Genomic DNA, 23,942 nt, shown 5'->3' with positions numbered 1-23,942 from the left:
CATCCCCAGGGAGAACCTTCATGATCGGTTACACGTTCGGCTTCAGCAGCGTCCTGGTCGTCTTCGTCGTGGTCCTCGTCGCATCGTCGATCCGCATCTTTCGCGAGTACGAACGCGGTGTCGTGTTCATGCTCGGCCGGTTCTGGAAAGTGAAGGGGCCGGGGCTCGTGCTGATCATCCCGATCGTCCAGCAGGTCGTGCGGATCGACCTGCGCACCGTCGTGTTCGACGTACCGGCGCAGGACGTGATCACGCGCGACAACGTGTCGGTGAAGGTCAATGCGGTCGTGTATTTCCGCGTCGTCGATCCGGAGAAGGCCGTGATCCAGGTCGCGCGCTTCTTCGAGGCGACCAGCCAGCTCGCGCAGACGACGCTGCGCGCGGTGCTCGGCAAGCACGAACTCGACGCGCTGCTCGCCGAGCGCGAGCAATTGAACGCGGACATCCAGAAGACGCTCGACGCGCAGACCGATGCGTGGGGGATCAAGGTGTCGACGGTCGAGATCAAGCACGTCGACCTGAACGAGACGATGATCCGCGCGATCGCGCGGCAGGCCGAAGCCGAACGCGAACGGCGCGCGAAGGTGATTCATGCGGAAGGCGAGCTTCAGGCGTCGGAGAAGCTGCTGCAGGCCGCGCAGCGGCTCGCGCTGCAGCCGCAGGCGATGCAGTTGCGCTACCTGCAGACGCTGACGACGATCGCGGCGGACAAGAATTCGACGATCGTGTTTCCGTTGCCGGTCGATCTGCTGGGGGCGTTGCTGGATCGGCTGGGCCCGCCGCGCGAGCGTTGAGACGCGCATGCGCCGGCCGCACGACGCCGCGGGCCGATGCCGATGGGCGCGGGAGCCGCGGCGGCCAGCGCCCGGCGGCCCAGCGGCCCGCCCGCGTCAGGCCAGCAGCTTGCGCTCGGCCTTGCCGTACTTGATCGACTTCTCGTCCGGGATCATCAGGCCCGTGTGCTCGTCGCGGCCCTGAAGCAGGAAGCGCGCGTCCGGGTTGCCGATCTGCTCTGCCGCGAGCTTGCTGTCCGCGCCGATCTCGCCCTTCTTCATCCGGTTGACGATCACGCCGGCCGCGGTGTCCTTGAAATCGCGCAGCATCCACGCGTCGCCATCGCTGTCGCCGAACACCAGCAGCGGACCGTAGCCCTTCTTCGACGCGAGCACGTTGCGGATGCCCACCGTCTTGCCGGGCCCCCAGTTGAAATGCCAGCCGGCCGGATAGGTGCTCGTGTACTTGCCGTCCTGCATATCGAGACGCAAGCCGATCACGTTCTCGGGCGGCACGCCATAGCCATAGTTCGGATTGCCGGCGAACACGCGCACGACGTCGTCGAGCGACGCGGTGCTCACGTACACGTCGATGCCGTTCGCCCGCAGCGTGTGCATCACCGCGCGGATTTCCTCGTGAATGCGGATGCCGTGGAAATGCGTATCGGCCACCACGCCGGCCTTGCCCGGCAGCGTCTTCGGGCTTTCGTAGCGGACCTTGCGCAGCGCGTCGCCGATCCCGTAGTTGTTCGACGCTTGCGCCATCGCCTGCAGCTCGGCGGTCGTCATGTTCTGGTAGAAGTAGATGATCCACTTGTAGCCGACTTCGAGCGGATGCGTGTCGCAGATCGCGTCGTACATGAAGTACAGCTTCGCGCGGAAATCCTTGAACTGATCGGTCTCGCGAATCTCGTCGAGGCTCTTGTCGCCGCCGAGGCCCTGGTAGTTCGCATGGAGCCAGCGGTAGTCGGATTCGACGTCGGCCGCGAGGTCCTCCATCGTCACCGGCTTGCCGTCGACGGTCGTGTAGTCCTTCATGAACGCGCCCTTCGGCACGTCCTTCCACATCACGGCAACGAATTCGTCCGGCGTCAGCTTGTACTGCAGATGGTTGATCTGGTACATCAGCAACGCCTCTTCGCAGTCGTTCATGATGCACGTGTTGTCCCAGTCGAACACCGCGTACGGGCGGCGCTTTCCGTCGTAGCGGGCGCTCGCGACGCCATGCTGGTCGAGCACCGCCTGCAGGCGCGCGGCGTTGAACGGCGACCAGCGGCCGGGGTCCAGCGCGTCCGGCGCGGTGGCGCTCTTCGCGCCGGCGAGGCCGGCCTTGAGCATCAGCGGCGTCGCAGCGGTCGCCGCGGCAAGGGTGTTCATGAACTGGCGGCGTTGCATGGTCTCTCCGTTGATATGCCGAATCGGCCTCGGTCGCGGCCCCGCGCGACGCGCGACACACCGGCCTCGCGAAGCCGCAAAGGCTTCGAATCGGGGCGGATGATGTGACGAAATTATTTCGGCAATTTGACAGCGTCCCGCCGCGACACGACGGCGAGTTGATCCGGCGCGACATGCCGGACCGTGCGGAAGCCTTGCATGGGGTGCCCCGACCGGTTTCCCCGTTCGGCAAGCATGAACAAGCAACGGCCATCCGGCCCCGCTCGCCGGAAATCTAGAGCTTCCCCTCCATTTCGGCCTTTCATTAGGAGAAGCCCTCATCTCCGGGGGGCTGGCGCGCGACGTCGAACCGGCTATGATCATTACATTATTCAATGACACATTAAATGCTGACTGAATAAACCGTGCGGCGATGGACGCCGGCGGATGCATTCCGGATCAGCACCCCAGCCTTGCCCAGGACCCGCGTTGCGCCGAGACGCAAACGCGGGCCGACACATGGAGACGCATCATGGCCGACCACCATCCGCTGCCGGAAGTCCACCTCGACGAGCTGCCGCAATTCCGCGCGGTCCAGCAACTGGCGTACCGCTGCGTCGAAACCGTCAGCGCGATGCTCTACCCCGGCATCACCGAGAAGGAAGCCGCGCGCCTCCTGACCGAATGGCTGCAGGACAACGGCGTGCACGACTGGCTGCACAAGCCGTTCGCGTGGTTCGGCGACCGCACCGCGTTCGAAGGCTTCTCGGGCCTCAAGCACATGGGCGGCTTCAATCTCGCGTTCTTTCCGAGCAACCGGCAACTCGAAACCGACATGCCGGTGATCCTCGACGTCGCACCGGTGCTCGACGGCATCGTCGCCGACGTCGGCTACGCGCACTGCCTGGGCCACAACCCGATCCTCGAGCAGTTGCAGGACGACCTGATGGACCATCGCGACATGATCGTGCGGCTCGTGAAGGAGCGCCGGTCGATGGCGGAAGTCGCGCAGGAAGTCGACGCGCTGTGCCGCCGCCAGGGCGTCGAGCCGCGCCACAAGGCCTATCCGTTCAAGGTGCTCGCGCATCGCGTCGCGAAGATCCACAAGCTGTCGAAGCCGCGCTTCGTCGCGCGCTTCGGGCTGAACGCGACGCGCAACCTGCTGCTCGACCAGGGCCGCGCGGCGAAGCAGCAAGGCTGGTCGCCGCTGTGGTCGATCGACCGCCGCTCCGAGCATGCGCCCGTGCCGGGCCTGTGGGCCGTCGAGCCGCATCTCGGCTTCGCCGGCGTCGGCGCGAAATTCGAGGAACTGCTGGTGATCACCGACGACGACGCGTACTGGCTCGACGAGGACCTGCCGCACGTGCGCCGCTGGCAGCGCCGCCAGGCCGAACGCGCGCAGGCGGCGTCGACCGTGCCGGCCGCCGCCTGACGCGCCCCTTCCTCACGACTCCCTGAACGACGGACTCACGATGCAGCCTCTTTCCGACGAAGCGCCGCTGGCCCTGTTCGAATCGGTTCACAACGAAACGGCGGTCGCCTCCGGCGACCTGACGCTCGCGGTCCGGACCTGGGGCGACCCGGCCCGCTCGCCGGTCGTGCTGGTGCACGGCTATCCCGACGACAGCAGCGTCTGGCAGCACGTCGCGCCGCTGCTCGCGCGCCGGCACTACGTGATCGCGTACGACGTGCGCGGCGCGGGCCTGTCCGGCGTGCCGACGCGCACGGCCGACTACCATCTCGCGAAGCTGACCGACGATTTCGTCGCGGTGATCGATGCGCTCTGCCCCGGCCGCGCCGTGCACCTCGTCGCACACGACTGGGGCTCGATCCAGGGCTGGGAATTCGTCACCGATCCGCGCCTGGCCGGTCGCATCGCGTCGTACACGTCGTGCTCGGGGCCGTGCCTCGACCACGTCGGCTTCTGGCTGCGCGAACGCGTGCTGCGGCCGACGTCCGCGTCGCTCGCCAAGCTCGGCGGCCAGCTCATGCGCTCGTGGTACGTGTACCTGTTCCACCTGCCGTTCCTCCCCGAACTCGGCTGGCGGCTGTGGCTCGGCCGCGCGTGGCCGGGCCTGCTGCGCCGGCTCGAGAAAACGCCCGCCGCGCCGCGCCCGACGCAGGCCGACGACGGCGCGCGCGGCGTGCGCCTGTATCGCGCGAACTTCATCCGCTGCCTGTTCGCGCCGCGCGAACGCTACGCACACGCACCGGTGCAGACGATCGTGCCGCTCGGCGACAAGTACGTGAGCCCCGCGCTGTCCGAAAACCTGTCGCGCTGGGTGCCGCAGTACTACCGCCGCGAAGTCGCGGCCGGTCACTGGCTGCCGCTCGCCGATCCCGCGCGCTTCGCGGATCTCGCCGGGCAATTGATCGACGCGGTCGAATCCGGCAACGAACCGCCCGCGCTCGCGAACGCGCGCCGCCGCGCCACCAGCGGGCGCTTCAGCGGCAAGGTCGCGGTCGTCACCGGCGCGGGTAGCGGCATCGGCCGCTGCGCGGCGCTGGCCTTCGCACGCGAGGGCGCGACCGTCGTCGCATGCGACATCGATCTCGCGAGCGCCGAGCGCACCGCGCTGCTGATCGGGCTGACCGGCGCGCAGGCCCACGCGAAACGCGTCGACGTCGGGTCCGCCGACGAGATGGAAGCGCTCGCGGCATGGGTCGGCAGCGAACTCGGCGGCGCGGACGTCGTGATCAACAACGCGGGCATCGGCATGGCCGGCGGCATCCTCGACACGAGCGCGCGGCACTGGGAGCGGATCCTGCACGTGAACCTGTGGGGCGTGATCCACGGCTCGCGGCTGTTCGCGCAGCAGATGGCCGCGCGCGGCACCGGCGGGCATATCGTCAATACCGCATCGGCAGCCGCATTCGGCCCGTCGCGGGACCTGCCCGCCTATGCGACGACCAAGGCCGCGGTGCTGATGCTCAGCGAATGCATGCGCGCGGAACTCGCGGAGAAAGGCATCGGCGTGACGGCCGTGTGCCCCGGTTTCGCGGAGACGGGAATCATGGCGTCGACGCACTATGCGGGCGCCAACGCGCAGGACGAAGCGCGGCTGCGCAAGCGCGCGACGAAGCTGTACCAGATGCGCGGCCTGAAACCGGAAACCGTCGCGCAGGCGATGGTCGACGGCGTGCTGCGCAACCGCCCCGTCGTCGCGGTCGGCGGCGAAGCGCACGCGCTGCGCTGCGTCGGCCGCTTCATGCCGTGGCTCGGCCGGAGGATCGCCCGCGTCAGCATGGCATCGCATTGACGGCGCACGACGCCGCACAGGGAGACAACATGACCGATACCGCCGACTATCACAAGATCAAGGCCCGGCACGTGAAGTTCGACTTCAGCGACACGCCGGTCACCTGGGTGCCGAACGATCCGGGCAGCACGCACATCATCAACACGCTGAACCTGCTGTTCCCGGAAGGCGAGCTGTGGTTCTGCCGCGTGTACAACAAGGCGCTGCCGCTGATCACCGATGCACGCCTGCGCGACGAAGCCGAAGGCTTCCTGCGGCAGGAAGCCGTGCATTCGCGCTCGCACGGCGGCGTGCTGAAGCACTACTACGACCGCCACGGCATCGACACGAAGCCGTTCACGCAGAAGCTCAACCGTTTGTTCACGCGCGTGCTGGGCGAAGCCCCGTTCGGGCTGAAGATCGGCCATACGCGCTTCTGGCTGCGGCAGCAACTGGCCGTGATCGCGTCGCTCGAGCATTTCTTCGGCTATCTCGGCAACTGGGTGCTCAACGCGCACGGACTCGACGAAGGCCGCGCCGACCCGACGATGGTCGACCTGCTGCGCTGGCACGGCGCCGAGGAAGTCGAGCACCGCACCGTCGCGTTCGACATCTACCGGCATATGGGCGGCACCTATCCGGAGCGGTGCGTGCACATGGCGTTCGTGATCCTGCTGCTGCTCTACTACATCACGACCGGCGCGAAATTCATGTACCGGCGCGATCCGGACGCCGGCCGCTACCCGGGCTTCGTGCTCGCGTGGTGGCAGGGTTCGCGGCGCGGGCACCTGCCGTCGTTCTGGAAGGTGATCGGCGCGGCGCTGCGCTATTTCAAGCCGGGCTATACGCCGCATCACGAAGGCTCGACCGAGCAGGCGCTCGCGTACCTCGCCCGCTCGCCGGCCGCGCAGGCGGCCGCGCACGGCGGCAACTGGGGCACGACGAAAGGCGCGTGACCGGGTTTTCGGCCGGCCCGGCAGGCGGCGCCCGCCGAAATGCGTACAATCGCGGCTTCATTTCCCGGAGGTGCCGCGATGGCCATGAAGAAAACCGATCTCGAAAAGAACAAGGCGCTCAAACTGACGCACGCGATGAAGCAGTCGAGCTCCGCGCGTTTCGGCAAGGGCGCCGACGAAGCGGCCAAGCTGGACCGCCGCGCGCAGCGCAAGCTCGACCAGGAACAGGGCCTCGTGCCGTTCGCGTGCAAGCTCAACGCCGCGCTCGTCGAACAGCTGAAGGCACGCGCGGCCACGCACCCGGAAGGGATGACGGGCCTGCTGTCGGAACTGCTCGTGAACGGCCTCGCGCAACGCGACGCGTAACCGCCACGTATCTCGAAATTGCTGTTGACACGGCAGCGCGGCCACGACACACTCGTTCGCATGCCTATGCTCAAGCCCGTCGCCATCGCGCATGAAAACCGAGTGAACGCCCATACGCGGCGATCACCGGAGGCGCTTGTGCGTTAGCATCGAAATTCAGTCACGCATGTCACGAGGCCTCGCCGGAAACGGATGAGGCCTTTTTGTTTGGGTGCGCGTCATCCCGCCCGGCTCAACGGATGGAGATGACGATGGACCACGCAAGCCGGCTGGTTGTCTGCCCCGATCGGGGCCGCGCCGATACGATCGCATTGCCGAGCGTCGAGCTGCATTTCATGGTCGCGCCCGGCAAGACGCTCACGTGGCGCGCGCAGCACGACGCCGAGATTCGCGTACACGACGCAACGCTGTGGATCACGCGGCTCGGCAGCATCGACGATTACCGGCTGCGCGCCGGCGACGTGCTGCGCGTACGGCGCGGTGACCGCATCTGGATCGGCACCGGCGACGCCCAGCCCGCCGAAGCGTCGATCGCGACCGTGTACGTGATGCGGCGCGATACGTCGCTGGGGCGGGCGATCGCACGAATGCGCGACATGCTGGGCAGACGAGGTCGAAGAACGCGCGAGTGACGCATCCTGTATCGCCCGCGCATATCCCGAAAATAGTCGTTGACAACGCCGCACGCCGACAACAAAATCGTTCGCATGCCTACGTTCAAGCTCATCGCCATCACGATGCATTGCCCGGTGAACATTCGAAAGAATGGATCACGGGAGGCGCTTGTGCGTTAGCAATCGGGCAGTACCGCATGTCACACAAGGCCTCGCCGGAAACGGATGAGGCCTTTTTGTTCTGGTGCACGTCATCCGTCCGGCTCACTGAATGGAGAAGACGATGGACCAGGCAAGCCCGCTGTTTGAACGCCGCGATCGGCGCCACGCCGGCACGATCGCATTACCGACCGTCGTGATCCGTTTCGCGGTCGCGCCACGCACGACGATGACCTGGCGCGCGCCGCAGGATGCGGAGATCCGCGCGCACGGCGCGGCGCTGTGGATCACGCGGCCGCCGAGCGTCGACGATCACTGGGTGCGGCCCGGCGAGGTGCTGCGTATCGCGCGCGGCGAGCGCATCTGGCTCGGCACCGATGCCGACCGGTCGGCCGAAGCGACGATCACGACCGCGTACGTGCGGCGCGGCGAGCGCGTCAAGCGCATGCTCGCGCAAGTGCAACGTTTGCTCGTCGGGATAGGGAGAAGGAGCGGATGAGCGACGTGCCGTGTCGCACGCGTCACGCGCGCGACACGCGGAGCGGCCGCGACCGGAAACGGGCGCACCCGCGGCGCAACGCGCCGCAGGTGCGCATCGAAGGACGCGGCACGCCGGTGCATGCCGCGAGCGATCGCGCGCCGTGCGCAGCGACGGGATGCAGCAGAGGCATCAGGTGCTGGCGGCGAGACGCGGGCCCGTGCTTCGTGGAGTGGAATCGAGGTCGGGACGTTGCGCGGCCTGCGAGGTCACCCACGGATCGATGCCCTGCTTCTGCACCTCTTCGAGGAATGACACACGTGTGCGCCAGTAATCCGCCTGTAATTTCGCATCGATGACGCGCTGTTCGGCTGCGAACAGTTCCATGCGCGCCGTCACGAGCATCGACGCAGCGGTTTTTTCCGGCGTGGGGGCGTGTCGCATCGCCCAGCGGCTGATCCAGTTCAACATGCTGACCTCCGTGATTACGGACGAACCCGCATCGGGCAATCGCAACCGGCCGTGCCTGCCCAAACGCGCAACGGCCTTGACCGCCATTCACCGCCTGGCCTGCACGGACTGCGACTCCCCCGCGTCGGCAATGACCGGCCGGCGTGTGCATGCGCGGTGTATCTATCCTAGAAAGACTTGCCGGTTTACGCGATGGGGTCTTGCAATCTTTTACACAGAAACCACAGTCGCCACCGCATCGCGAAATGACTGTTGCGCACGGGACGGCTTCGGCGCACGATAGCCCGATACCTGCAACGGCCTGGACTGACGAATGGCCGCCGCACGCCGCGGCCGCGCATCCGCATCGGCCGCGCACGCGCGTTCGCGCGCACCGCCGCCTGCACCGCGTTCGTGCAGCATGCGGGCGCTCCGTTTCAGTCGCATGTCATCGCGCACCGGCCGCGTGCGATGCCGCCGGCGTGCCGTTGCGCACGCATCGGCCCGTCTCGCCCGCCTGCCCCGCGCCGCTTCCCGTCGTTTTCACCGCTCCCGCCGTTTCAGCCATTTCTGCCGGCCCGCGCCGCGCGAACCGGTAAAATGCGCGCCTTCGTCGCGCGGGCGGGCTGCCAGACCGTTCGCGCGCAGGCAACCGATCGTGCCCCCAACTATATCGTCCGAGCTATCCACGCTATTACAATCCGCCGATAGCCGGACAATAGTGGCTGGTTACAGTTAGCCGGCCGCGCGCTGCCTTTACAACAATTCGGCACAACAATCAACACGACAACCCGACCGGAGAAACGCCTTCATGGAATCCATCAAGCGGTATTTCGGCTTCGCTGAAGCCGGCACCGACTTCCGCACCGAAATACTCGCGGGCGTCACCACGTTCCTGACGATGGCCTACATCATCTTCGTCAACCCCGCGATCCTCGGCGACGCCGGCATGCCGAAGGAATCCGTGTTCGTCGCGACCTGCCTCGTCGCGGCGTTGGCGTCGATCATCATGGGGCTGTACGCGAACTACCCGATCGCCTGCGCGCCCGGCATGGGCCTGAACGCGTATTTCGCGTACACGGTCGTCAAGGGGATGGGTTTCACGTGGCAGGCGGCGCTCGGCGCGGTGTTCATCTCCGGCTGCCTGTTCCTGCTCGTCACGCTGTTCCGCGTGCGCGAGGCGATCGTCAACGGCATTCCGAAATCGCTGCGGATTTCCATCACCGCCGGCATCGGCCTGTTCCTCGGCATCATCTCGCTGAAGACGTCGGGCGTGATCGTCGGCAACCCGGCCACGCTCGTCACGCTCGGCGACCTGCACAAGCACGAGACGATCCTCGCGATCGTCGGCTTCTTCACGATCGTCACGCTGGACCACCTGCGCGTGCGCGGCGCGATCCTGATCGGCATCATCGGCGTGACGATCCTGTCGTTCTTCTTCGCCGGCAACCAGTTCCACGGCGTGTTCTCCGCGCCGCCGTCGATCGACGCGACGCTGTTCAAGCTCGACATCGGCGCCGCGCTGTCGACCGGCATCATCAACGTGATCCTCGTGTTCTTCCTCGTCGAGCTGTTCGACGCGACGGGCACGCTGATGGGCGTCGCGAATCGCGCGGGCCTGCTCGTCGAAGGCAAGATGAACCGCCTGAACAAGGCGCTGCTCGCCGACAGCACGGCGATCGTCGCGGGCTCGGTGCTCGGCACGTCGTCGACCACCGCGTACATCGAAAGCGCGTCGGGCGTGCAGGCCGGCGGCCGCACCGGCGTGACGGCGATCACCGTCGCGGTGCTGTTCCTCGCGTGCCTGTTCATCGCGCCGCTCGCCGGCGTCGTGCCGGCCTACGCCACGGCGCCCGCGCTGCTGTACGTGTCGTGCCTGATGCTGCGCGAGATGGTCGAGGTGCCGTGGGACGACGCGACGGAAGCCGTGCCGGCCGCGCTGACCGCGCTGCTGATGCCGTTCACGTATTCGATCGCGAACGGTGTCGCGTTCGGCTTCATCGCGTACGGCGGCCTCAAGCTGCTGACGGGCCAGGGCCGCACGGTCAAGCCGATCGTCTGGATCATCGCGGCCGTGTTCCTGTTCCGCTTCTTCTATCTGGGCAGCGAGTAAGCGAAGCGCATCGCCGCGCCGCACGATGCAACGAAAAAACGCCACCTTCGGGTGGCGTTTTCGTTTTCGCACGATTCATCCGCGATCCTGACGAATCGACGCGCACGCCCCTATCGATGGTCGACCATCCCGCCCGGCGCGCATACGAAAATGCCGCCCGGCCCCACCGAACGGCATTGCGTGAAAGGCAACGTCTTCGTGCGCCGCGCTCGGTCGCGCGCGCCGCCGGACGAGCGTCGTGTCGTCAGCGCCAGTTGGCCTCGTAGAAACGCACGTAGCCGCTGCGCAGCGTCACGCACTGCGCGCGCGTTTCCGACAGCAGGCGCCGTGCGGCCGCCTCGATGCGCTCGCGGTGCTGGTCGAATGCGCCGACCATGTCCTCGAAGCGCGGCGACGCCGCACCGAAGTGGTCTTCCAGCGCCTCGGCGGTGATCTGACATTGGACGCGCTCGCCATTGACCAGTGCCGTGAACCCCAGCATCAGGTCACGCCCCGAATACTCAGGCTTCTCGTTCGTGAAATGGATCTGCATGGGCGCCGCCTCGACCGGTAGAAAACGAATGACCGCGTCCGTCGTCCGCTACCGGCCGGACGAAATGTACGCGGGCTCGCCGGCGGAGGCCCCGACCGCGGGGTGTGGCGCGGTCGATGCATGCCGGTTGAATTCCACTTTAGACGGTTTCGCGCGGGACACAAAAATTTCGGTGTGCGTCGTTCCGACGCGCATTTCGTCTGATCTGCGCGGCATCCGGCACCGTTTCAGCAACGGACGTCAGTGCGGATCGGTCGGCCAGATGTTGAGCGCGATCGCGGCGGTCGTGACGCCCACCGCAATCGCGGCCGCCCCGTATCTCACCGCATCGGTCAGATCGAACAGCAATCCGTGGATCGCCACGGCAATGCCGCCCAGCATGATGAAAGTGGCGATGGCCGCCAGCACGACTCTCAGTTCCGCCCGAACCATGATGCGTCTCCCGAACGGATGCATGTCGCGTCGCATGCATGTTGCACTGCGGAACACGGCGCGTGCGTGTTCCATTTCCATCATTGCAGGCGGGCGCTTAAAAGCAAGGGGATTTTGTTCGCGGTCGCGCATCGCACGTGGCGCTTGTATGATGATGCGTACCCGGACGGTCGGCCGTCGCGCCGAATGGTGCACCGCGAGCGGAGCCGCACTCCGCCGCCGATTCCGATCCGGTCGGCCCCGGCGGCCCCGGGAACAGGAGACACATCATGCCGCAACCCTTCGTGCTGCCCGCCACCGCGGGGCGTACCGACCTGCTCGCGCAGGCGCATGCGCGTTCGACCGCGGTCGGCCTGCGCGCGCACGAACGCCCCGATTTCTCGCCGCTGTCGCGCGTCGCGCTGCGCGAACTGCTCGACACGAACCACACGCTGTTCTCGCACGCCCGCCCGGTGATGGAGGACCTCCACGCGCAGATCGCCGAGACGCAAAGCCTCGTGCTGCTGACCGATGCCGACGGCGTGATCCTGCACAGCATCGGCGACGCGGACTTCATCGAGAAAGCGAACCGCGTCGCGTTGTGCAACGGCGTGTCGTGGGCCGAAGGCGCGCGCGGCACCAACGCGATCGGCACCGCGCTCGCGTCGGGCCAGGCCGTGGTCGTGCACGGCTCCGAACATTTCCTGCGCGCGAACCACATCCTCACCTGCGCATGCGCGCCGATCGTCGATCCGTTCGGCCGCACGCTCGGCACGCTGGACGTGAGCGGCGACCCGCGCGGCTCCAGCCCGCATACGCTCGCGCTGGTGCGAATGTCCGCGCAACTGATCGAGAACCACCTGTTCGCGAACCAGTGCGGCGAAGCGCTGCGGCTGCGCTTTCACGCGCACGAGGATTGCGTCGATTCGCTGTTCGCCGGGCTCGTCGCCTTCGGCCCCGACGGCGGGCTGATCGCCGCGAACCGCAGCGCCCAGTTCCAGCTCGGCGCGTCGTTCGACGCACTGCAGCATCAGGCGAGCGACGCGTTGTTCGGCATGCGCTTCGCCCAGCTCGCGCAGCAGGCCGCGCGCGCGCCGGGCGCCACGTTCCGCCTCACGCTGTCGACCGGCGTGCGCGTGCTCGCCCGCTGCGAATTCCCGGAAGCGCAGAAAACGACCGTCGCCGTCACGCCGCCGGCGCCGGCCGCGCGCGTGCGAGCACCGGACCCGGACGCGATCACGTTCGCGACGCTCGACACCGGCGACGCGCGCATGGCCGCCGTACTCGAACGCGTCGCGAAGATCCGCGGGCGCGACCTGCCGCTGCTGATCCTCGGCCAGACGGGCACCGGCAAGGAATGGCTCGCCCGCGCGCTGCACCAGGCGTCGCCGCGCGCGGACGGCCCGTTCGTCGCGGTCAACTGCGCGGCGCTGCCCGATTCGCTGATCGAGGCCGAGCTGTTCGGCTACGAAGACGGCGCGTTCACGGGCGCACGCAAGCGCGGCAGCCCCGGCAAGATCGCGCAGGCCGACGGCGGCACGCTGTTTCTCGATGAAATCGGCGACATGCCGCTCGCGCAGCAGGTGCGGCTGATGCGCGTGCTGCAGGAGCGCGCGGTGATGCCGCTCGGCGGCGCACGCGCGGTGCCGGTCGACGTGCGGGTGGTCTGCGCGACTCACCGCGACCTGCGCGCGATGATCGCGGAAGGCACGTTCCGCGAGGATCTGTTCTACCGGATCAACGGGCTCGCGGTCACGCTGCCGGCGCTTGCCGCCCGCACCGACCTGCCGGCGCTCGTCGAGCGCATCCTCGCGCGGCTCGCGCGCAGCGAGCCGATGCCGCGCCGTCTCGCGGCCGACGTGCTCGATGCGTTCGCGCGCCACCGCTGGCCCGGCAACCTGCGGCAGATGACCAACGTGCTGCGCACGGCCGGCATGCTCGCCGAAGACGAAGCCGAAATCACGCTCGCGCATTTGCCCGACGATTTCTGGCTCGACTGCGACGATGCGCCGGCTGGGCCAGCGGCGGCCACCCCGGCCCCATCGGCCGGCAAGCACGAAGGCACGACGCTGCAAAGCCATCAGGCCGCGATGATCGACGCGGTGCTCGCGCGGCACGGCGGCAACGTATCGGCGGCCGCGCGCGAACTCGGCCTCGCCCGCAATACCGTGTACCGGTATCTGCGGCGGCACTGATGCATACGGCCGGCGGTCGTCGGCCGCTAGCGCGTTCGGGTATGCTTGGCGCGTTGCCGCCGAACTGCCGCCCGCTTCAGTCATGACCGATCCAGAACACCCGCCCGTCGTGCGCATCGAGCCGCTCGGCGCCACCTTCGACGCGCCCGATGCGCTGACCGTGCTCGAAGCCGCCGCATTCGCGCGCGTATCGCTGCCGCGCTCGTGCCGCAACGGCACGTGCCGAAGCTGCCTTTGCCGGATCGTCAGCGGCAGCGTACGCTACACGATCGAATGGCCGGGGCTCTCCCGCGAGGAAAAGGCCGACGGCTATACGCTGCCGTGCGTGGCCGTCGCGACGTCGGACCTCGTGCTCGACGTGCCCGACGCGGTCATGCTCGACTAAACACGGCGCGCGACCGCGCGCGTCGTCCTGCAACGCTCGATCCTGCATGGAGAACGTGATGGTCCAGCCAACCGATCGCATCGAAAAACAGACGCTGCTCGCCGCATCGCCCGACCGCGTCTGGGCAGCCGTGAGCAATTCCGGCGAATTCGGCCAGTGGTTCGGCGTGTCGTTCGACGGCCCGTTCGAGGCCGGCCAGTCGCTGTTCGGCCGCATCACCCCCACCCGCGTCGACGACGACGTCGCCAAGGCGCAGGAGCCCTATGCGGGCACTGTGTTCGAAATCGTCGTCGACCGTATCGAACCCAAGCAACTGTTCTCGTTTCGCTGGCATCCGTTCGCGATCGATCCGAATGTCGATTACGCGTCCGAGCCGATGACGCTCGTCACGTTCACGCTCGCGGCGCAGGCGGGCGGCACGCTGCTCACCGTCACCGAAACGGGTTTCGACCAGTTGATCGAAGCGCGTCGCGCGACCGCGCGCGACATGAACGACCAGGGCTGGGCCGCGCAGATGACGCTGATCGCAAAGTATCTGGCGCTGCACGCGTAGCGCGCCGCTACGCCGCACGTCCGCGCCGACCGGCGCATCGACGTGCGTGGCATAATCGGCGGCATCGTCGTCCACCCGCCGCCGCACATCGCATGCTGAGTCGTCGTCTCCGGAAGATCGGCAGTCTGATCGGGATGCTCGCCATCCTGATGACGGCGCTCGCGCCGACGATCTCGCAGGCGCTGACCACGCAAGGGCGCGTCGACGCGCTGCTGGCCGGCTACTGTTCGTCCGCGCCGGCCGCCGGCACGCCGTCCGCCGATGCGGCGACGAAAAGCCTGCAGGCCCATCTCCAGGCATGCGGCTACTGCAGCCTGCTTGCCCATACCCCCGCGCTGCCCGCGCCCGAACTGACGTTCGCGGCTCACGTGCACGCAATCGAGCATCGCGCGGCCACCCGCTTCGAAAGCCTGCGCCGCGCGCTACCGCTCACGTCCGCGCAACCGCGCGCCCCACCGTTCACGTCCTGATCCGTCGTCATTGCGCGTGATGCCGTCGTGCATCACGTCGCCCGCGCACGCCGCCCGCGTGCGCGACGTGTCACGTTTCGAAGGACGATCATGTCTCACCCTGCTGCGCACGGCGTCGTGCCGGGCATGTGGTTGGCCGCCGCCGGTTCGGGTTGCCGCGCCCGCATTCGCCCGCATTCGCCCGCATGCGAATGCCCGGCCGCGCAGGTCCGCGCCGACCGGCGTCGGCATCGATGCCGCTCCGCGCAGCCGTCCGTCGAATCCGTTTTTTCATCCGATTCGTCATTCGCTCATCCAGCCATGAAAACCACCCTTTTCGTTCGCGGCGCACTCACCGCACTCGGCTTCGTCGTCATCCAGGCCGCCCACGCGCATGCGCTCCCGAAAGCGCAGGACCCGGCTCCCGACGCCACGCTGTCCACCGCGCCGCACGCGGTCACGATCGATTTCGGCGAGGCGCTCGAGCCGGCGTTCAGCTCGATCGCCGTGACCGACAGCCAAGGGCAATCGGTCGTCGACGGGAAATCGGCCGTCGACGCCGGCAACCGGAAGCGAATGCACGTCCCACTCGCGAACCTGAAGCCGGGCACCTACACGGTCGCGTGGATCGCGGTGGCCAGCGACGGCCATCGCACGCACGGCCGCTACACGTTCACGCTGAAGTAACGCATGGCACGCACGCGGTGCGCATCGGCGCTTCGTGCCGAGCGCATTCGCATCGATGCCCGCGGCATCGCACCCAATAAGGAGAACACATGATGAAACGCCCGATTCCGACCGGCCTGCTCATGGCACTGACGCTGCACGCCACCGCCACGTTCGCCGCGCCGGCCATCCAGGCCGATGCGTGCTGGATCCGCACGATGCCGGCGACGGTGCCGTCGTCCGGCTACTTCACGCTGAAGAACCACGGCGACGCGCCCGCGACGCTGACCGGTATCGACACGCCCGCCTACGGGATGGCGATGGTGCATGAAACGCAGACGAGCGGCAGCACCGCGAAGATGGTGCACGTCGATTCGGTCGTCGTGCCGGCGCACGGCACGGTGACGTTCAAGCCGAAAAGCTATCACGTGATGCTGGAGGAGCCGCGCCAGGCCGTCGCGCCCGGCGCGAAGGTGCCGTTCCGGCTGCACTTCGCGGACGGCTCGACCGTGTCCGTGACCTGCGACGCGAAGGCGCCGACCTACGCCGGCCAGTAACGCTGCCCGCCTCACGACCGAAGGAGACGCACATGAAAGACCGCCTGCCGCTGGCCGACCTGATCGTTCGCTACCGGACGCCGCTGAATGTCGCGGTACTGATCGTCTGCGGGTTGTGGGCCGCATGGATCGCGTGGATGACGCGGCCTGCCGCCATCGATACACCGCCGTCGATTCCCGCGTACTGCATGCGCGACGCGCGCTGACACGCCGGACGGCACGGTTCCGGCGGCGGCCCGCGCCATTATTGGCGTGACATCATCGCGTCATCCCGACCGCCGGAACCGCCTCTCGGAGCGCCGCATGTCCATTCAGACCTGGATGCTGTTTGCCGCCGCCTATCTCGCGACGACGCTGTCGCCGGGGCCCAACGTGCTGCTCGTGATCCGCAACACGGTGCGCTACGGCGCGCACGGCACCGCGGCGACGATCGCCGGCAACCTCGTCGCGCAGGGTGTGGTCGTGCTGCTGGTCGCGCTCGGCGTCGGCGCGGTGCTGGCCGCGATGCCGCCGCTGTTCGTCGCGATGAAGGTGATCGGCGCCGCGTACCTGATGGTCCTGGGTGTCCGGCAGTTGCGCGGCGACCGCAAGGCCGCCGCATCGAGCGGCCCAACGGAGATCGCCGTGCCCGATCGCCGCAAGCTGTTCCGCGAAGCGCTGTTCGTATCGGGCAGCAATCCGAAGACGATGATCTTCCTGTCCGCGTTCATGCCGCAGTTCGTCGTGCACGACCGGCCGCTCGCGCTGCAGTTCGTCGTGATGTACGCGACGATCGCGTGCACGGTCGTGGTCGTTCACAGCGTCTATTCGGCCGGCGTGCGCCGCCTGCATCGCGGCTTCGGCATGAGCCGCGCGGTGCGCGCGCTCAAGCGTGCGAGCGGGCTGCTGTTCGTCGGGCTCGGCATCAAGCTGCTGAGTGCACGGCAGGCATGAGTCGGCCCCATCCGGTCAGCGCATGCGCTCGGCCAGCGCGGCCGTGATCTCGTCGAACGACGGCCGCGCATCGACGTCCTCGTTCACACAGGCCGCCGCCAGCGCATCGAGCGCGTCGGCGTGCGATCCACAGCGCTCGAGCAATTCGCCGAGCAGATAGCCGAACGCGCGCACTTCGAGCCGCTCGAACCGGGCGCCCCATATACGCGCGTTCGGGTCGTACAGCGACGCCGCGCCGAAATCCCCGAGCAACGCGCCCCCTGCGCCGTCGTGCAGGATGTTGTGCGCATACAGGTCGCCATGCATGATGCCGCGCGCGTGCAGATGACCGGCGACCGACGCGATGCCGTGCGCGATTCGCACCGCTTGCGCCGGATCGAACCTCGCATCGGCGGCGTAGACGTCGCGCGTGCAGGACGCGAAGCTCGGCGGCCCGGCGAGGTTCGTCAGCGCCGGATCGACCAACGCCATCACCAGGCCGTGCGTGCCGTCCGGATGCCCGCGCACCTTGCCGATCACGGGAATCAGGTTTGGGTGACCGCCGGCATGCAGGCACGCGGCCATTTCGCAATCGGGCAGGCCGTCGCTCGTCACCGCGCCCTTGAACAGCTTGACCGCGACCGTGCGCGGCGGGTGGCCGTCCGCGCGCCACTGCGCACGGTAAATGACGCCCGACGCGCCCTCGCCCAGCTTCTGTTCGCATGACAGCGCCGCCCAGTCGATCTCCGCGACGTCCGGCCCGGCGGACGCCGCGGCCTCCGGCACCGCGCCGAGCGGATTGCCGGCAACGGCAAGCCATGCGAGACGCGGCAGGCGCAGCAGCCAGTCGGGCAACGCCCCCAGCCGGTTCGCGGACAGGCGCACCAGTTCCAGCGCGCGGCACGCGGCCAGTTCCGCGGGCAGCGCGCGCAGCTGGTTGCCGGCGAGCATCAGCTTCTGCAACCGCGCACAGTCGCCGATGTCGGCCGGCAGTTCGTCGATCGCGTTGTCGGTCAGGATCAGCCAGCGCAGCGCACGCGGCAGCGCGCCGCGCGGCACGGTGCGGATCCGGTTCGCCTTGAAGCCGATCATGTCGAGCTGCTCGCACGCGCCGAGCACGCCAGGGAAAGCGGTGAAGCGGTTGCCCGACGCGAACAGGATGCGCAGGCGATGCAGCCGCGGCAGATCGTCCGGCAGCGCGGACAGCGCATTACCGGTCAGGTCGAGCACTTCGAGCGTGTCGGCCAGATCGAAGATCTCGCGCGGAAATTCGGTCAGCCCGCACGCGAGCTTGAGTTGCCGCGCGCCCGCCAGTTGGCCGGCCTGCAGGTGTTCGAGGGTGTGGGTCACGGGAAGAAGACGGGTGGCGGTTGCGTTGATCGTCGGGTCGATCGGACGAATTCTACCGGGATCGATCGGGTGCCCGTGCACGACCTTGTCACACCCTCTTCACAAACGCGCGATGTGACGTTAGAATTGCGCCCCTTGCAGTGCCGACGTGGTGAAATTGGTAGACACGCTATCTTGAGGGGGTAGTGGCGAAAGCTGTGCGAGTTCGAGTCTCGCCGTCGGCACCAGATGCGTTTTCCCCGCATTCCAGCATTCTCTGAAACCCGCGACAGCACCTGGCTTCGCGGGTTTTTTTGTTTTCCGCTACGCCAACAACAAAAAATTCCGCACGACCGCGGACGGCTCGTCGCAGCGCGACGCAATCGCCAGCCTGGCGCGGAACCGGTTACCCGCGAACGGCCGGTACACGACCCCGGGAACCTGCACCTGCGTAATCGCCTTCGGCACGACCGACACGCCGAGCCCGGCCGCCACCAGCGTCACCGCGGACGCGATCTGCGGCGCCGGTTGCGCCATGCGCGGCTCGAACCCGGCGGCCCGGCACGCGGCGACGATGTCGTCGAACAGCGCGCCGCCGGCCGCGCGCGGCACCTGCACGAATGACTCGTCGGCCAGTTCCGCCAGCTCGATGCGCCGCCGCTGCGCGAGCCGGTGCGCGACGGGCAGCGCGACGAACATCGGCTCCTCGTCCCAGTCGGACACCCGCAGCGTCGCGGCGACGCGACGCTCGGGCCGCACGATCGCGACATCGACGCGCCCGGCCTCGAGCGCCTCCAGCAAAACCCCCGACGTCGCTTCCTGCAACGTCAGCTCGGCCTCCGGAAACGCCTCCCGAAAGCGGCGAATCAGATCCGACACCTTCGGATTGAACGCGGCCGTGCCGGTGAAGCCGACCCGCAAATGGCCGGTTTCCCCGCGCGCGGCGCGCCTGGCCGCCCGGGCCGCGCGCTCGGCATCGTCGAGCACGCGTCGCGCCTCTTCCGCGAACACCTCGCCCGCCAGCGTCAGCTCGGCGCCGCGCGCGGTCCGCTTGAACAGCTCCACGCCGAGCTCGTTCTCGAGCGCCTTGATCTGCTGGCTCAACGGCGGCTGGCCGATGCCGAGCGTTTCGGCGGCCTTCGTGAAATTCGACGCGGCCGCGACGGCCAGAAAGTAGCGGAGATGCCGGAGTTCCATGCGTGACGTGACCTCGCGGTGAGTCGGATTAATCCGTCAGCCAGTGTTAAAACATATGGCTGCGGTTCATTTCATATATTGGACATATACATGACCGTGCGCAAGAATTCGTGTATTCCGTCGCACAACGAGTGCCTTCATGTCCTCCGCTTCGATTTCCCGTTCCCTGCCCGGCACGCAGAACACCGCACCCGATGCGCTGCCGGCCGGTGTGTCCCCGCGCTCGGCCGCGTACAAGCGCATCGCGTTCGCGCTGTTCCTCGCCGGCTTTTCCACTTTCTCGCTGCTGTACTGCGTGCAGCCGCTGCTGCCCGCGTTCGCCCGCGAGTTCAACGTCGGCGCGGCGTCGAGTTCGCTCTCGCTGTCGCTGTCGACCGGGATGCTCGCGGTGTCGATCCTGTGCGCCGGCGCGCTGTCCGAACGCGTCGGGCGGCGCGGGCTGATGTTCGCGTCGATGACGCTGGCCGCGCTGTTCAACCTGCTCGCCGCGTGGTCGCCGAACTGGCACCTGCTGCTGGTCTGGCGTGCGCTCGAAGGCTTCGCGCTGGGCGGCGTGCCGGCGGTGGCAATGGCGTATCTCGCGGAAGAAATCGCGGCGGACGGCCTCGGCTTCTCGATGGGGCTCTACGTCGGCGGGACCGCGTTCGGCGGCATGATCGGGCGGATCGGGATGAGCGCGCTCGAAGAGCACTTCTCGTGGCGAACCGCGATGCTGTCGATCGGCGTCGTCGACCTGCTCGCGGCGATCGCGTTCGTGATGCTGCTGCCGCCGTCGCGACGCTTCGTGAAGCGCACCGACCTGACGCTGCGTCACCACCTGCGGCTGTGGCACGCGCAATTGCAGCACGCGCGCCTGCCGTTCGTATTCGCGATCGGCTTCCTCGTGATGGGCGCGTTCGTGACGATCTACAACTACGCCGGGTTCCGGCTCATGGCCGCGCCGTTCAACCTGAGCCCGACCGCATGCGGGCTGATCTTCGGCGCGTACCTGTTCGGGATGGTGTCGTCGTCGAGCGCCGGCGCGCTCGCCGATCGTCTCGGGCGGGCGCCGGTCCTCGTCAGCGGCATCGTCGTGTTCGCGGCGGGCCTCGCGCTGACGCTGTCGCACTCGCTCGCCGCGATCGTCGTCGGCATCGTGCTCGTGACGATCGGCTTCTTCGTCGCCCACTCGGTCGCGAGCGGCTGGGTCGGCGCGCTCGCGGGCGCCGCGAAGGGGCATGCGGCTTCGCTGTATCTGCTCGCCTACTACGTCGGGTCGAGCGTGCTCGGCTCGGTCGGCGGCGCGTTCTGGCAACGCGGCGCGTGGACGAGCGTCGCCGCGTACGTCGCAGTGCTGCTCGTCATCGCATTGCTGGCGGCGCGGCGGTTGAGCCGCGCTTGAGCCACGCTTAGCTACGCGTGACCCGACGCGGCGCGATGCGCAGCCTGCATCGCGCGCCGGCCGCGCAGCCGTCACGACACCAGCGCATCGTCCCCCTTCACCGCATACGCCGCCTCGCGCCGCCGCAGCTTCATCGCGATCAGCGCCGCCAGCACCGCGAGCGCGACGCCGGTGAGAAACCCGCCCGTGTAACCGACCTTCGCGGTCAGCGACAGGATCGTCGACGACGCGATCAGCTCGCCGAGATCGCGCGTGCTCTGCACGGCCGTCACGTCGGTGCCGGCCTGATCGCTGCCGCCGGCGAAACGCATGCCGGCCGTCATGATCGACACGGACGTGATGCCGGTCGCCAACGAGCCGAGCACCGTGCACAGCCACGCCCACGACGGCGACACCGGCAGCCACCCGTTCGCCTGCGCGAACCACAGCAGCGCGGCCGCGCCCGCGCAACTCACGCCGGCCGTAAACGCGCGCCACAGCCCGAGCGCCCTCACGAGCCACGCGCCGCCGCCGCAACCGAGCACGACCGTCACGACGCCGCCCGCCATCCCGAGTTTGCCGATCGCGTCGAGCGACCAGCCCGCGTCGTTGAGGAACAGCTTCGACAGGCCGAAGCCCGATACGGCGGTCATCGCCGACAGCAATGCGAGCAACAGCAGCGACCACGAACGCGGCCGCTTCGCGAAACGCACGAGGCTCGCATCGTGTTCGGGCCGGACGCGCGCGCGATCCGCGTCGCGCGGCAGCACCCACAGCACGCAGACGAGGCTCGCGAGCGGGACGGCGGCCAGCGCGAGAAACGCGGCGGGCTGGCCGAACAGGCCGATCAGCGTCAACGTGCCGGCGCCGCCGCCGAAGAAGCCGATCATCACGCCCGCGATCTGGATCGCGTTGATCTTCGCGAGCGTGTCGCCGCTGAAATGCTCGGCGGCCATCCCGTCGTTCGCGATGTCCTGCGTCGCGCTCGCGAGCGACGCGACGGCCAGCAGCCCGACCGCCCAGCCGGCCGTCGCGACGGTCATCCCGATCTGCGCGAGGCTGACCAGGCACAGCACGACGATCGTCTGCATCGGCAGCATCCAGCTGCGCCGCCGGCCGATGCGGGGCAACCAGCGGTTGTCGACGACGGGCGCCCACAGGAATTTCACGACCCACGGCAGCCCGACGAGCGGCAGGAACGCGAGCGCGTGAAGCGGCGCGCCGTCGTGGCGCAGCAGCGTCGGCATCGCGTCCATCGCGATGCCGATCGGGATTCCCTGTGACAGGTAAAGCAGCGTGATCGTGATGACCAGGTGGCGATGTTCGAGCAGGTCGCGCATCGAAGTCTCCAGTTGCATGAGGTTAAAAAGGTTCGGCGCCGGCCGGCACGCGCGCAGGCTGCATCGCGTCGCGCCGCGGACGGCGCGCCGCACGCAGCAGCAATGCGCCGAAGACGACGAGCGCCACGTCGATCGGCCAGTACACGGGCTGGCCCGCGCCCCGCAGCGCGAGCGCGCAATGGGTCGCGCCGGCCAGCCCGTACGCGATGCCGGCCGCACGCATCAGCACGCGCAGCCATGCCGCGCGATCGGCGACGCAGGCCGCGAGCGCGATCGCGCCGCCCCACACGGCCCAGAACAGCATCGCGAGCGCATGGTCGACGTGCATGCCGTCGGGCAGCGCACGGCCGGCGAACAGCAGCGCGCCGCCCGCGAGCACGAGCCCGCCGCACACGCCGACCGCGGCGGCGCCCAGCACGTCCGCCGAGCGATCGCGCTGCGCGCGCAGCCGCTCGATCCACAGATGCAGCCCCGTCGCGCACAACGCACACGCGGCGAGCCCCATCAGGAAATGCAGCACGCGCAGCCCATCACCGGCCGCCCCCACCCAGCCGTATTGCGCGAAATGCAGCGGCTGCACCGCGATGAACGCGCGCAGCCAGAAGCCGCGGCCGCGCGACGTCGCATCGGCGAGCCATTGCCCGTCCGTCGCACGGTACAGGTGGCGTTCGAACACGGCGGTGCTCGGCAGGCCCGCGGTCGTGCCGGCAATCTCGACGCGCGCATTCACATCGCCCCAGCGATGCAGCACGACGGCTTCGGGCCGGAAATCCGGCCTGCGCACCGCGTCGCGCCGCAGCAGCGCATCGAGATCGGGCGCATGTCGCCACGGGCCGCCGGCTTCCACGGGCGGCGGCCCGCCCAGCAGTTCGGCGAACGCACGCTGCGGCTGCCCCGGATACGCGACGCCCGCGAGCGACACCGTGCCGAGCGCGCCGAGCCCCGACAACGCGCCGGTGAACGCAAACAGCACGAGCCACGGCGTGCCCCACAGGCCGATCCATGCGTGCAGGTCGAACAGCGCGACGCGCAAGCCGTGGCCGCGCCGGATGCGCGCCGCATCGGGCCAGCGCTTGCGATGCACGACGATGCCCGCGACGACGAGCACGAGCAGCACGATGCCCCACAGGCTGACGAAGATGCGACCGGGGAAGCCGGCGAACAGCGTCTTATGCAGCGTGACGATCAAGGTCGCCCGCCCTGCGTCGGGCAGCGGCGCGCCGGTTGCCGGATCGAGCGCGAGCGTGCATGTCTGGCGCGCGTCGCAGAAACGGATGGCCGGATCGTCCGGCCGCGGCAGCACGATGCGCGCGTCGCGCAACGCCACCCCGAGCGACGCCGCGCGCGTGACGAGCGCATCGAGCGACAACGTCGGCCGCGCGACGGCCACCGCCGGCGGCCGCCACCAGCCCTGCATCGAATCGAATGCGAGACTCCAGGCGCCGCTGAACAGCACGACGAACAGCACCACGCCGAACAGCGCACCGGCGCCGCGATGCAGCGCGCGCCAGCGCGAACGCGACGAAGCATCCAT

The 23,942-nt window shown here is 68.4% G+C and carries 26 protein-coding genes and 1 tRNA gene; 18 read left to right on the top strand and 9 right to left on the bottom strand.

Annotated elements, in window-relative coordinates; translation table 11 throughout:
• The first annotated feature begins 20 nt into the window (after positions 1–20).
• Entirely contained in the window at positions 21–794 is a 774-nt protein-coding gene (locus H0X95_RS16110; RefSeq protein ID WP_006483242.1) for a slipin family protein, read from the top strand.
• Between the two features lie 96 nt (positions 795–890).
• Here the strand turns inward: H0X95_RS16110 and H0X95_RS16105 are convergent, their stop codons facing one another.
• Positions 891–2,168 (bottom strand): haloacid dehalogenase-like hydrolase, encoded by a 1,278-nt coding sequence (locus H0X95_RS16105; RefSeq protein WP_059721920.1) that lies wholly within the window; start codon positions 2,166–2,168, stop codon positions 891–893.
• Between the two features lie 511 nt (positions 2,169–2,679).
• Here H0X95_RS16105 and H0X95_RS16100 point away from each other — a divergent pair.
• The 6 genes from H0X95_RS16100 (at position 2,680) to H0X95_RS16075 (ending at position 7,980) form a co-directional block, all read left to right on the top strand.
• Complete coding sequence (locus tag H0X95_RS16100; protein ID WP_059721919.1) at positions 2,680–3,579, top strand: M24 family metallopeptidase; 900 nt, start codon at positions 2,680–2,682, stop codon at positions 3,577–3,579.
• 40 nt (positions 3,580–3,619) lie between these two features.
• Positions 3,620–5,407 carry an SDR family oxidoreductase gene (locus H0X95_RS16095; RefSeq protein ID WP_059721917.1) on the top strand — a complete coding sequence of 596 codons (1,788 nt, stop codon included), beginning with the start codon at positions 3,620–3,622 and terminating at the stop codon, positions 5,405–5,407.
• 29 nt (positions 5,408–5,436) lie between these two features.
• Positions 5,437–6,342 carry a metal-dependent hydrolase gene (locus tag H0X95_RS16090; protein WP_012493501.1) on the top strand — a complete coding sequence of 302 codons (906 nt, stop codon included), beginning with the start codon at positions 5,437–5,439 and terminating at the stop codon, positions 6,340–6,342.
• 78 nt (positions 6,343–6,420) lie between these two features.
• Entirely contained in the window at positions 6,421–6,708 is a 288-nt protein-coding gene (locus H0X95_RS16085; protein WP_006486730.1) for a hypothetical protein, read from the top strand.
• Positions 6,709–6,959: 251 nt separating this feature from the next.
• Positions 6,960–7,340, top strand: coding sequence for a DUF2917 domain-containing protein (locus tag H0X95_RS16080; protein WP_059722064.1), 381 nt, complete (start codon positions 6,960–6,962; stop codon positions 7,338–7,340).
• 265 nt (positions 7,341–7,605) lie between these two features.
• A complete protein-coding gene (locus H0X95_RS16075; RefSeq protein ID WP_006493550.1) occupies positions 7,606–7,980 on the top strand; it encodes a DUF2917 domain-containing protein in 375 nt (124 codons plus the stop codon).
• 171 nt (positions 7,981–8,151) lie between these two features.
• Here the strand turns inward: H0X95_RS16075 and H0X95_RS16070 are convergent, their stop codons facing one another.
• Positions 8,152–8,430: a hypothetical protein gene (locus H0X95_RS16070; protein WP_006480752.1), complete on the bottom strand. Its 279-nt coding sequence runs from the start codon at positions 8,428–8,430 to the stop codon at positions 8,152–8,154.
• A 210-nt stretch (positions 8,431–8,640) separates the two neighbouring features.
• Complete coding sequence (locus H0X95_RS16065) at positions 8,641–8,832, bottom strand: hypothetical protein (RefSeq protein ID WP_006498829.1); 192 nt, start codon at positions 8,830–8,832, stop codon at positions 8,641–8,643.
• Positions 8,833–9,220: 388 nt separating this feature from the next.
• Between H0X95_RS16065 and H0X95_RS16060 the strand changes: the two genes are divergently transcribed.
• Entirely contained in the window at positions 9,221–10,522 is a 1,302-nt protein-coding gene (locus tag H0X95_RS16060) for an NCS2 family permease (RefSeq protein ID WP_006480751.1), read from the top strand.
• Between the two features lie 244 nt (positions 10,523–10,766).
• On the opposite strand, the gene H0X95_RS16055 is transcribed toward H0X95_RS16060, so the two are convergent.
• Positions 10,767–11,054, bottom strand: a complete 288-nt coding sequence (locus H0X95_RS16055) for a DUF1488 domain-containing protein (RefSeq protein ID WP_006486743.1) — start codon at positions 11,052–11,054, stop codon at positions 10,767–10,769.
• Between the two features lie 240 nt (positions 11,055–11,294).
• The gene (locus H0X95_RS36290) at positions 11,295–11,570 is read right to left on the bottom strand and encodes a DUF2964 family protein (protein ID WP_006498826.1); all 276 of its coding nucleotides are present in this window, start codon (positions 11,568–11,570) and stop codon (positions 11,295–11,297) included.
• Positions 11,571–11,755: 185 nt separating this feature from the next.
• On the opposite strand from H0X95_RS36290, the gene H0X95_RS16045 reads away from it, so the two are divergent.
• The 8 genes from H0X95_RS16045 (at position 11,756) to H0X95_RS16010 (ending at position 17,203) form a co-directional block, all read left to right on the top strand.
• A complete protein-coding gene (locus tag H0X95_RS16045; RefSeq protein ID WP_059721916.1) occupies positions 11,756–13,660 on the top strand; it encodes a sigma-54-dependent Fis family transcriptional regulator in 1,905 nt (634 codons plus the stop codon).
• Positions 13,661–13,742: 82 nt separating this feature from the next.
• The gene (locus tag H0X95_RS16040; protein ID WP_006486753.1) at positions 13,743–14,045 is read left to right on the top strand and encodes a 2Fe-2S iron-sulfur cluster-binding protein; all 303 of its coding nucleotides are present in this window, start codon (positions 13,743–13,745) and stop codon (positions 14,043–14,045) included.
• Positions 14,046–14,103: 58 nt separating this feature from the next.
• Entirely contained in the window at positions 14,104–14,598 is a 495-nt protein-coding gene (locus H0X95_RS16035) for an SRPBCC family protein (protein ID WP_012493504.1), read from the top strand.
• A gap of 92 nt (positions 14,599–14,690) precedes the next feature.
• Entirely contained in the window at positions 14,691–15,068 is a 378-nt protein-coding gene (locus H0X95_RS16030; protein ID WP_012493505.1) for a DUF2946 domain-containing protein, read from the top strand.
• A gap of 300 nt (positions 15,069–15,368) precedes the next feature.
• Complete coding sequence (locus tag H0X95_RS16025; RefSeq protein WP_059721914.1) at positions 15,369–15,734, top strand: copper resistance CopC family protein; 366 nt, start codon at positions 15,369–15,371, stop codon at positions 15,732–15,734.
• 92 nt (positions 15,735–15,826) lie between these two features.
• Positions 15,827–16,270, top strand: a complete 444-nt coding sequence (locus H0X95_RS16020; protein ID WP_058903612.1) for a copper chaperone PCu(A)C — start codon at positions 15,827–15,829, stop codon at positions 16,268–16,270.
• A gap of 32 nt (positions 16,271–16,302) precedes the next feature.
• A complete protein-coding gene (locus H0X95_RS16015; RefSeq protein WP_006486739.1) occupies positions 16,303–16,476 on the top strand; it encodes a hypothetical protein in 174 nt (57 codons plus the stop codon).
• Between the two features lie 97 nt (positions 16,477–16,573).
• On the top strand, positions 16,574–17,203 hold the full coding sequence (locus H0X95_RS16010) for a LysE family translocator (RefSeq protein WP_080331601.1): 630 nt from the start codon (positions 16,574–16,576) through the stop codon (positions 17,201–17,203).
• 15 nt (positions 17,204–17,218) lie between these two features.
• On the opposite strand, the gene H0X95_RS16005 is transcribed toward H0X95_RS16010, so the two are convergent.
• On the bottom strand, positions 17,219–18,532 hold the full coding sequence (locus H0X95_RS16005; RefSeq protein WP_059721910.1) for a leucine-rich repeat-containing protein kinase family protein: 1,314 nt from the start codon (positions 18,530–18,532) through the stop codon (positions 17,219–17,221).
• A 142-nt stretch (positions 18,533–18,674) separates the two neighbouring features.
• Here H0X95_RS16005 and H0X95_RS16000 point away from each other — a divergent pair.
• A tRNA-Leu gene (locus H0X95_RS16000) sits at positions 18,675–18,759 on the top strand.
• Between the two features lie 76 nt (positions 18,760–18,835).
• On the opposite strand, the gene H0X95_RS15995 is transcribed toward H0X95_RS16000, so the two are convergent.
• Complete coding sequence (locus H0X95_RS15995) at positions 18,836–19,708, bottom strand: LysR family transcriptional regulator (RefSeq protein ID WP_006486745.1); 873 nt, start codon at positions 19,706–19,708, stop codon at positions 18,836–18,838.
• Positions 19,709–19,847: 139 nt separating this feature from the next.
• On the opposite strand from H0X95_RS15995, the gene H0X95_RS15990 reads away from it, so the two are divergent.
• Positions 19,848–21,089 (top strand): MFS transporter, encoded by a 1,242-nt coding sequence (locus H0X95_RS15990; protein WP_059721908.1) that lies wholly within the window; start codon positions 19,848–19,850, stop codon positions 21,087–21,089.
• Positions 21,090–21,160: 71 nt separating this feature from the next.
• On the opposite strand, the gene H0X95_RS15985 is transcribed toward H0X95_RS15990, so the two are convergent.
• Positions 21,161–22,408, bottom strand: a complete 1,248-nt coding sequence (locus tag H0X95_RS15985; RefSeq protein ID WP_196446112.1) for a RhtX/FptX family siderophore transporter — start codon at positions 22,406–22,408, stop codon at positions 21,161–21,163.
• A gap of 22 nt (positions 22,409–22,430) precedes the next feature.
• Complete coding sequence (locus H0X95_RS15980; RefSeq protein ID WP_059721907.1) at positions 22,431–23,942, bottom strand: PepSY-associated TM helix domain-containing protein; 1,512 nt, start codon at positions 23,940–23,942, stop codon at positions 22,431–22,433.

The sequence above is a fragment of the Burkholderia sp. 9779_493 genome (genome assembly GCF_015712215.1).
Lineage (GTDB): Bacteria > Pseudomonadota > Gammaproteobacteria > Burkholderiales > Burkholderiaceae > Burkholderia > Burkholderia cenocepacia.
This window is presented reverse-complemented; position numbering and strand designations above follow the sequence as displayed.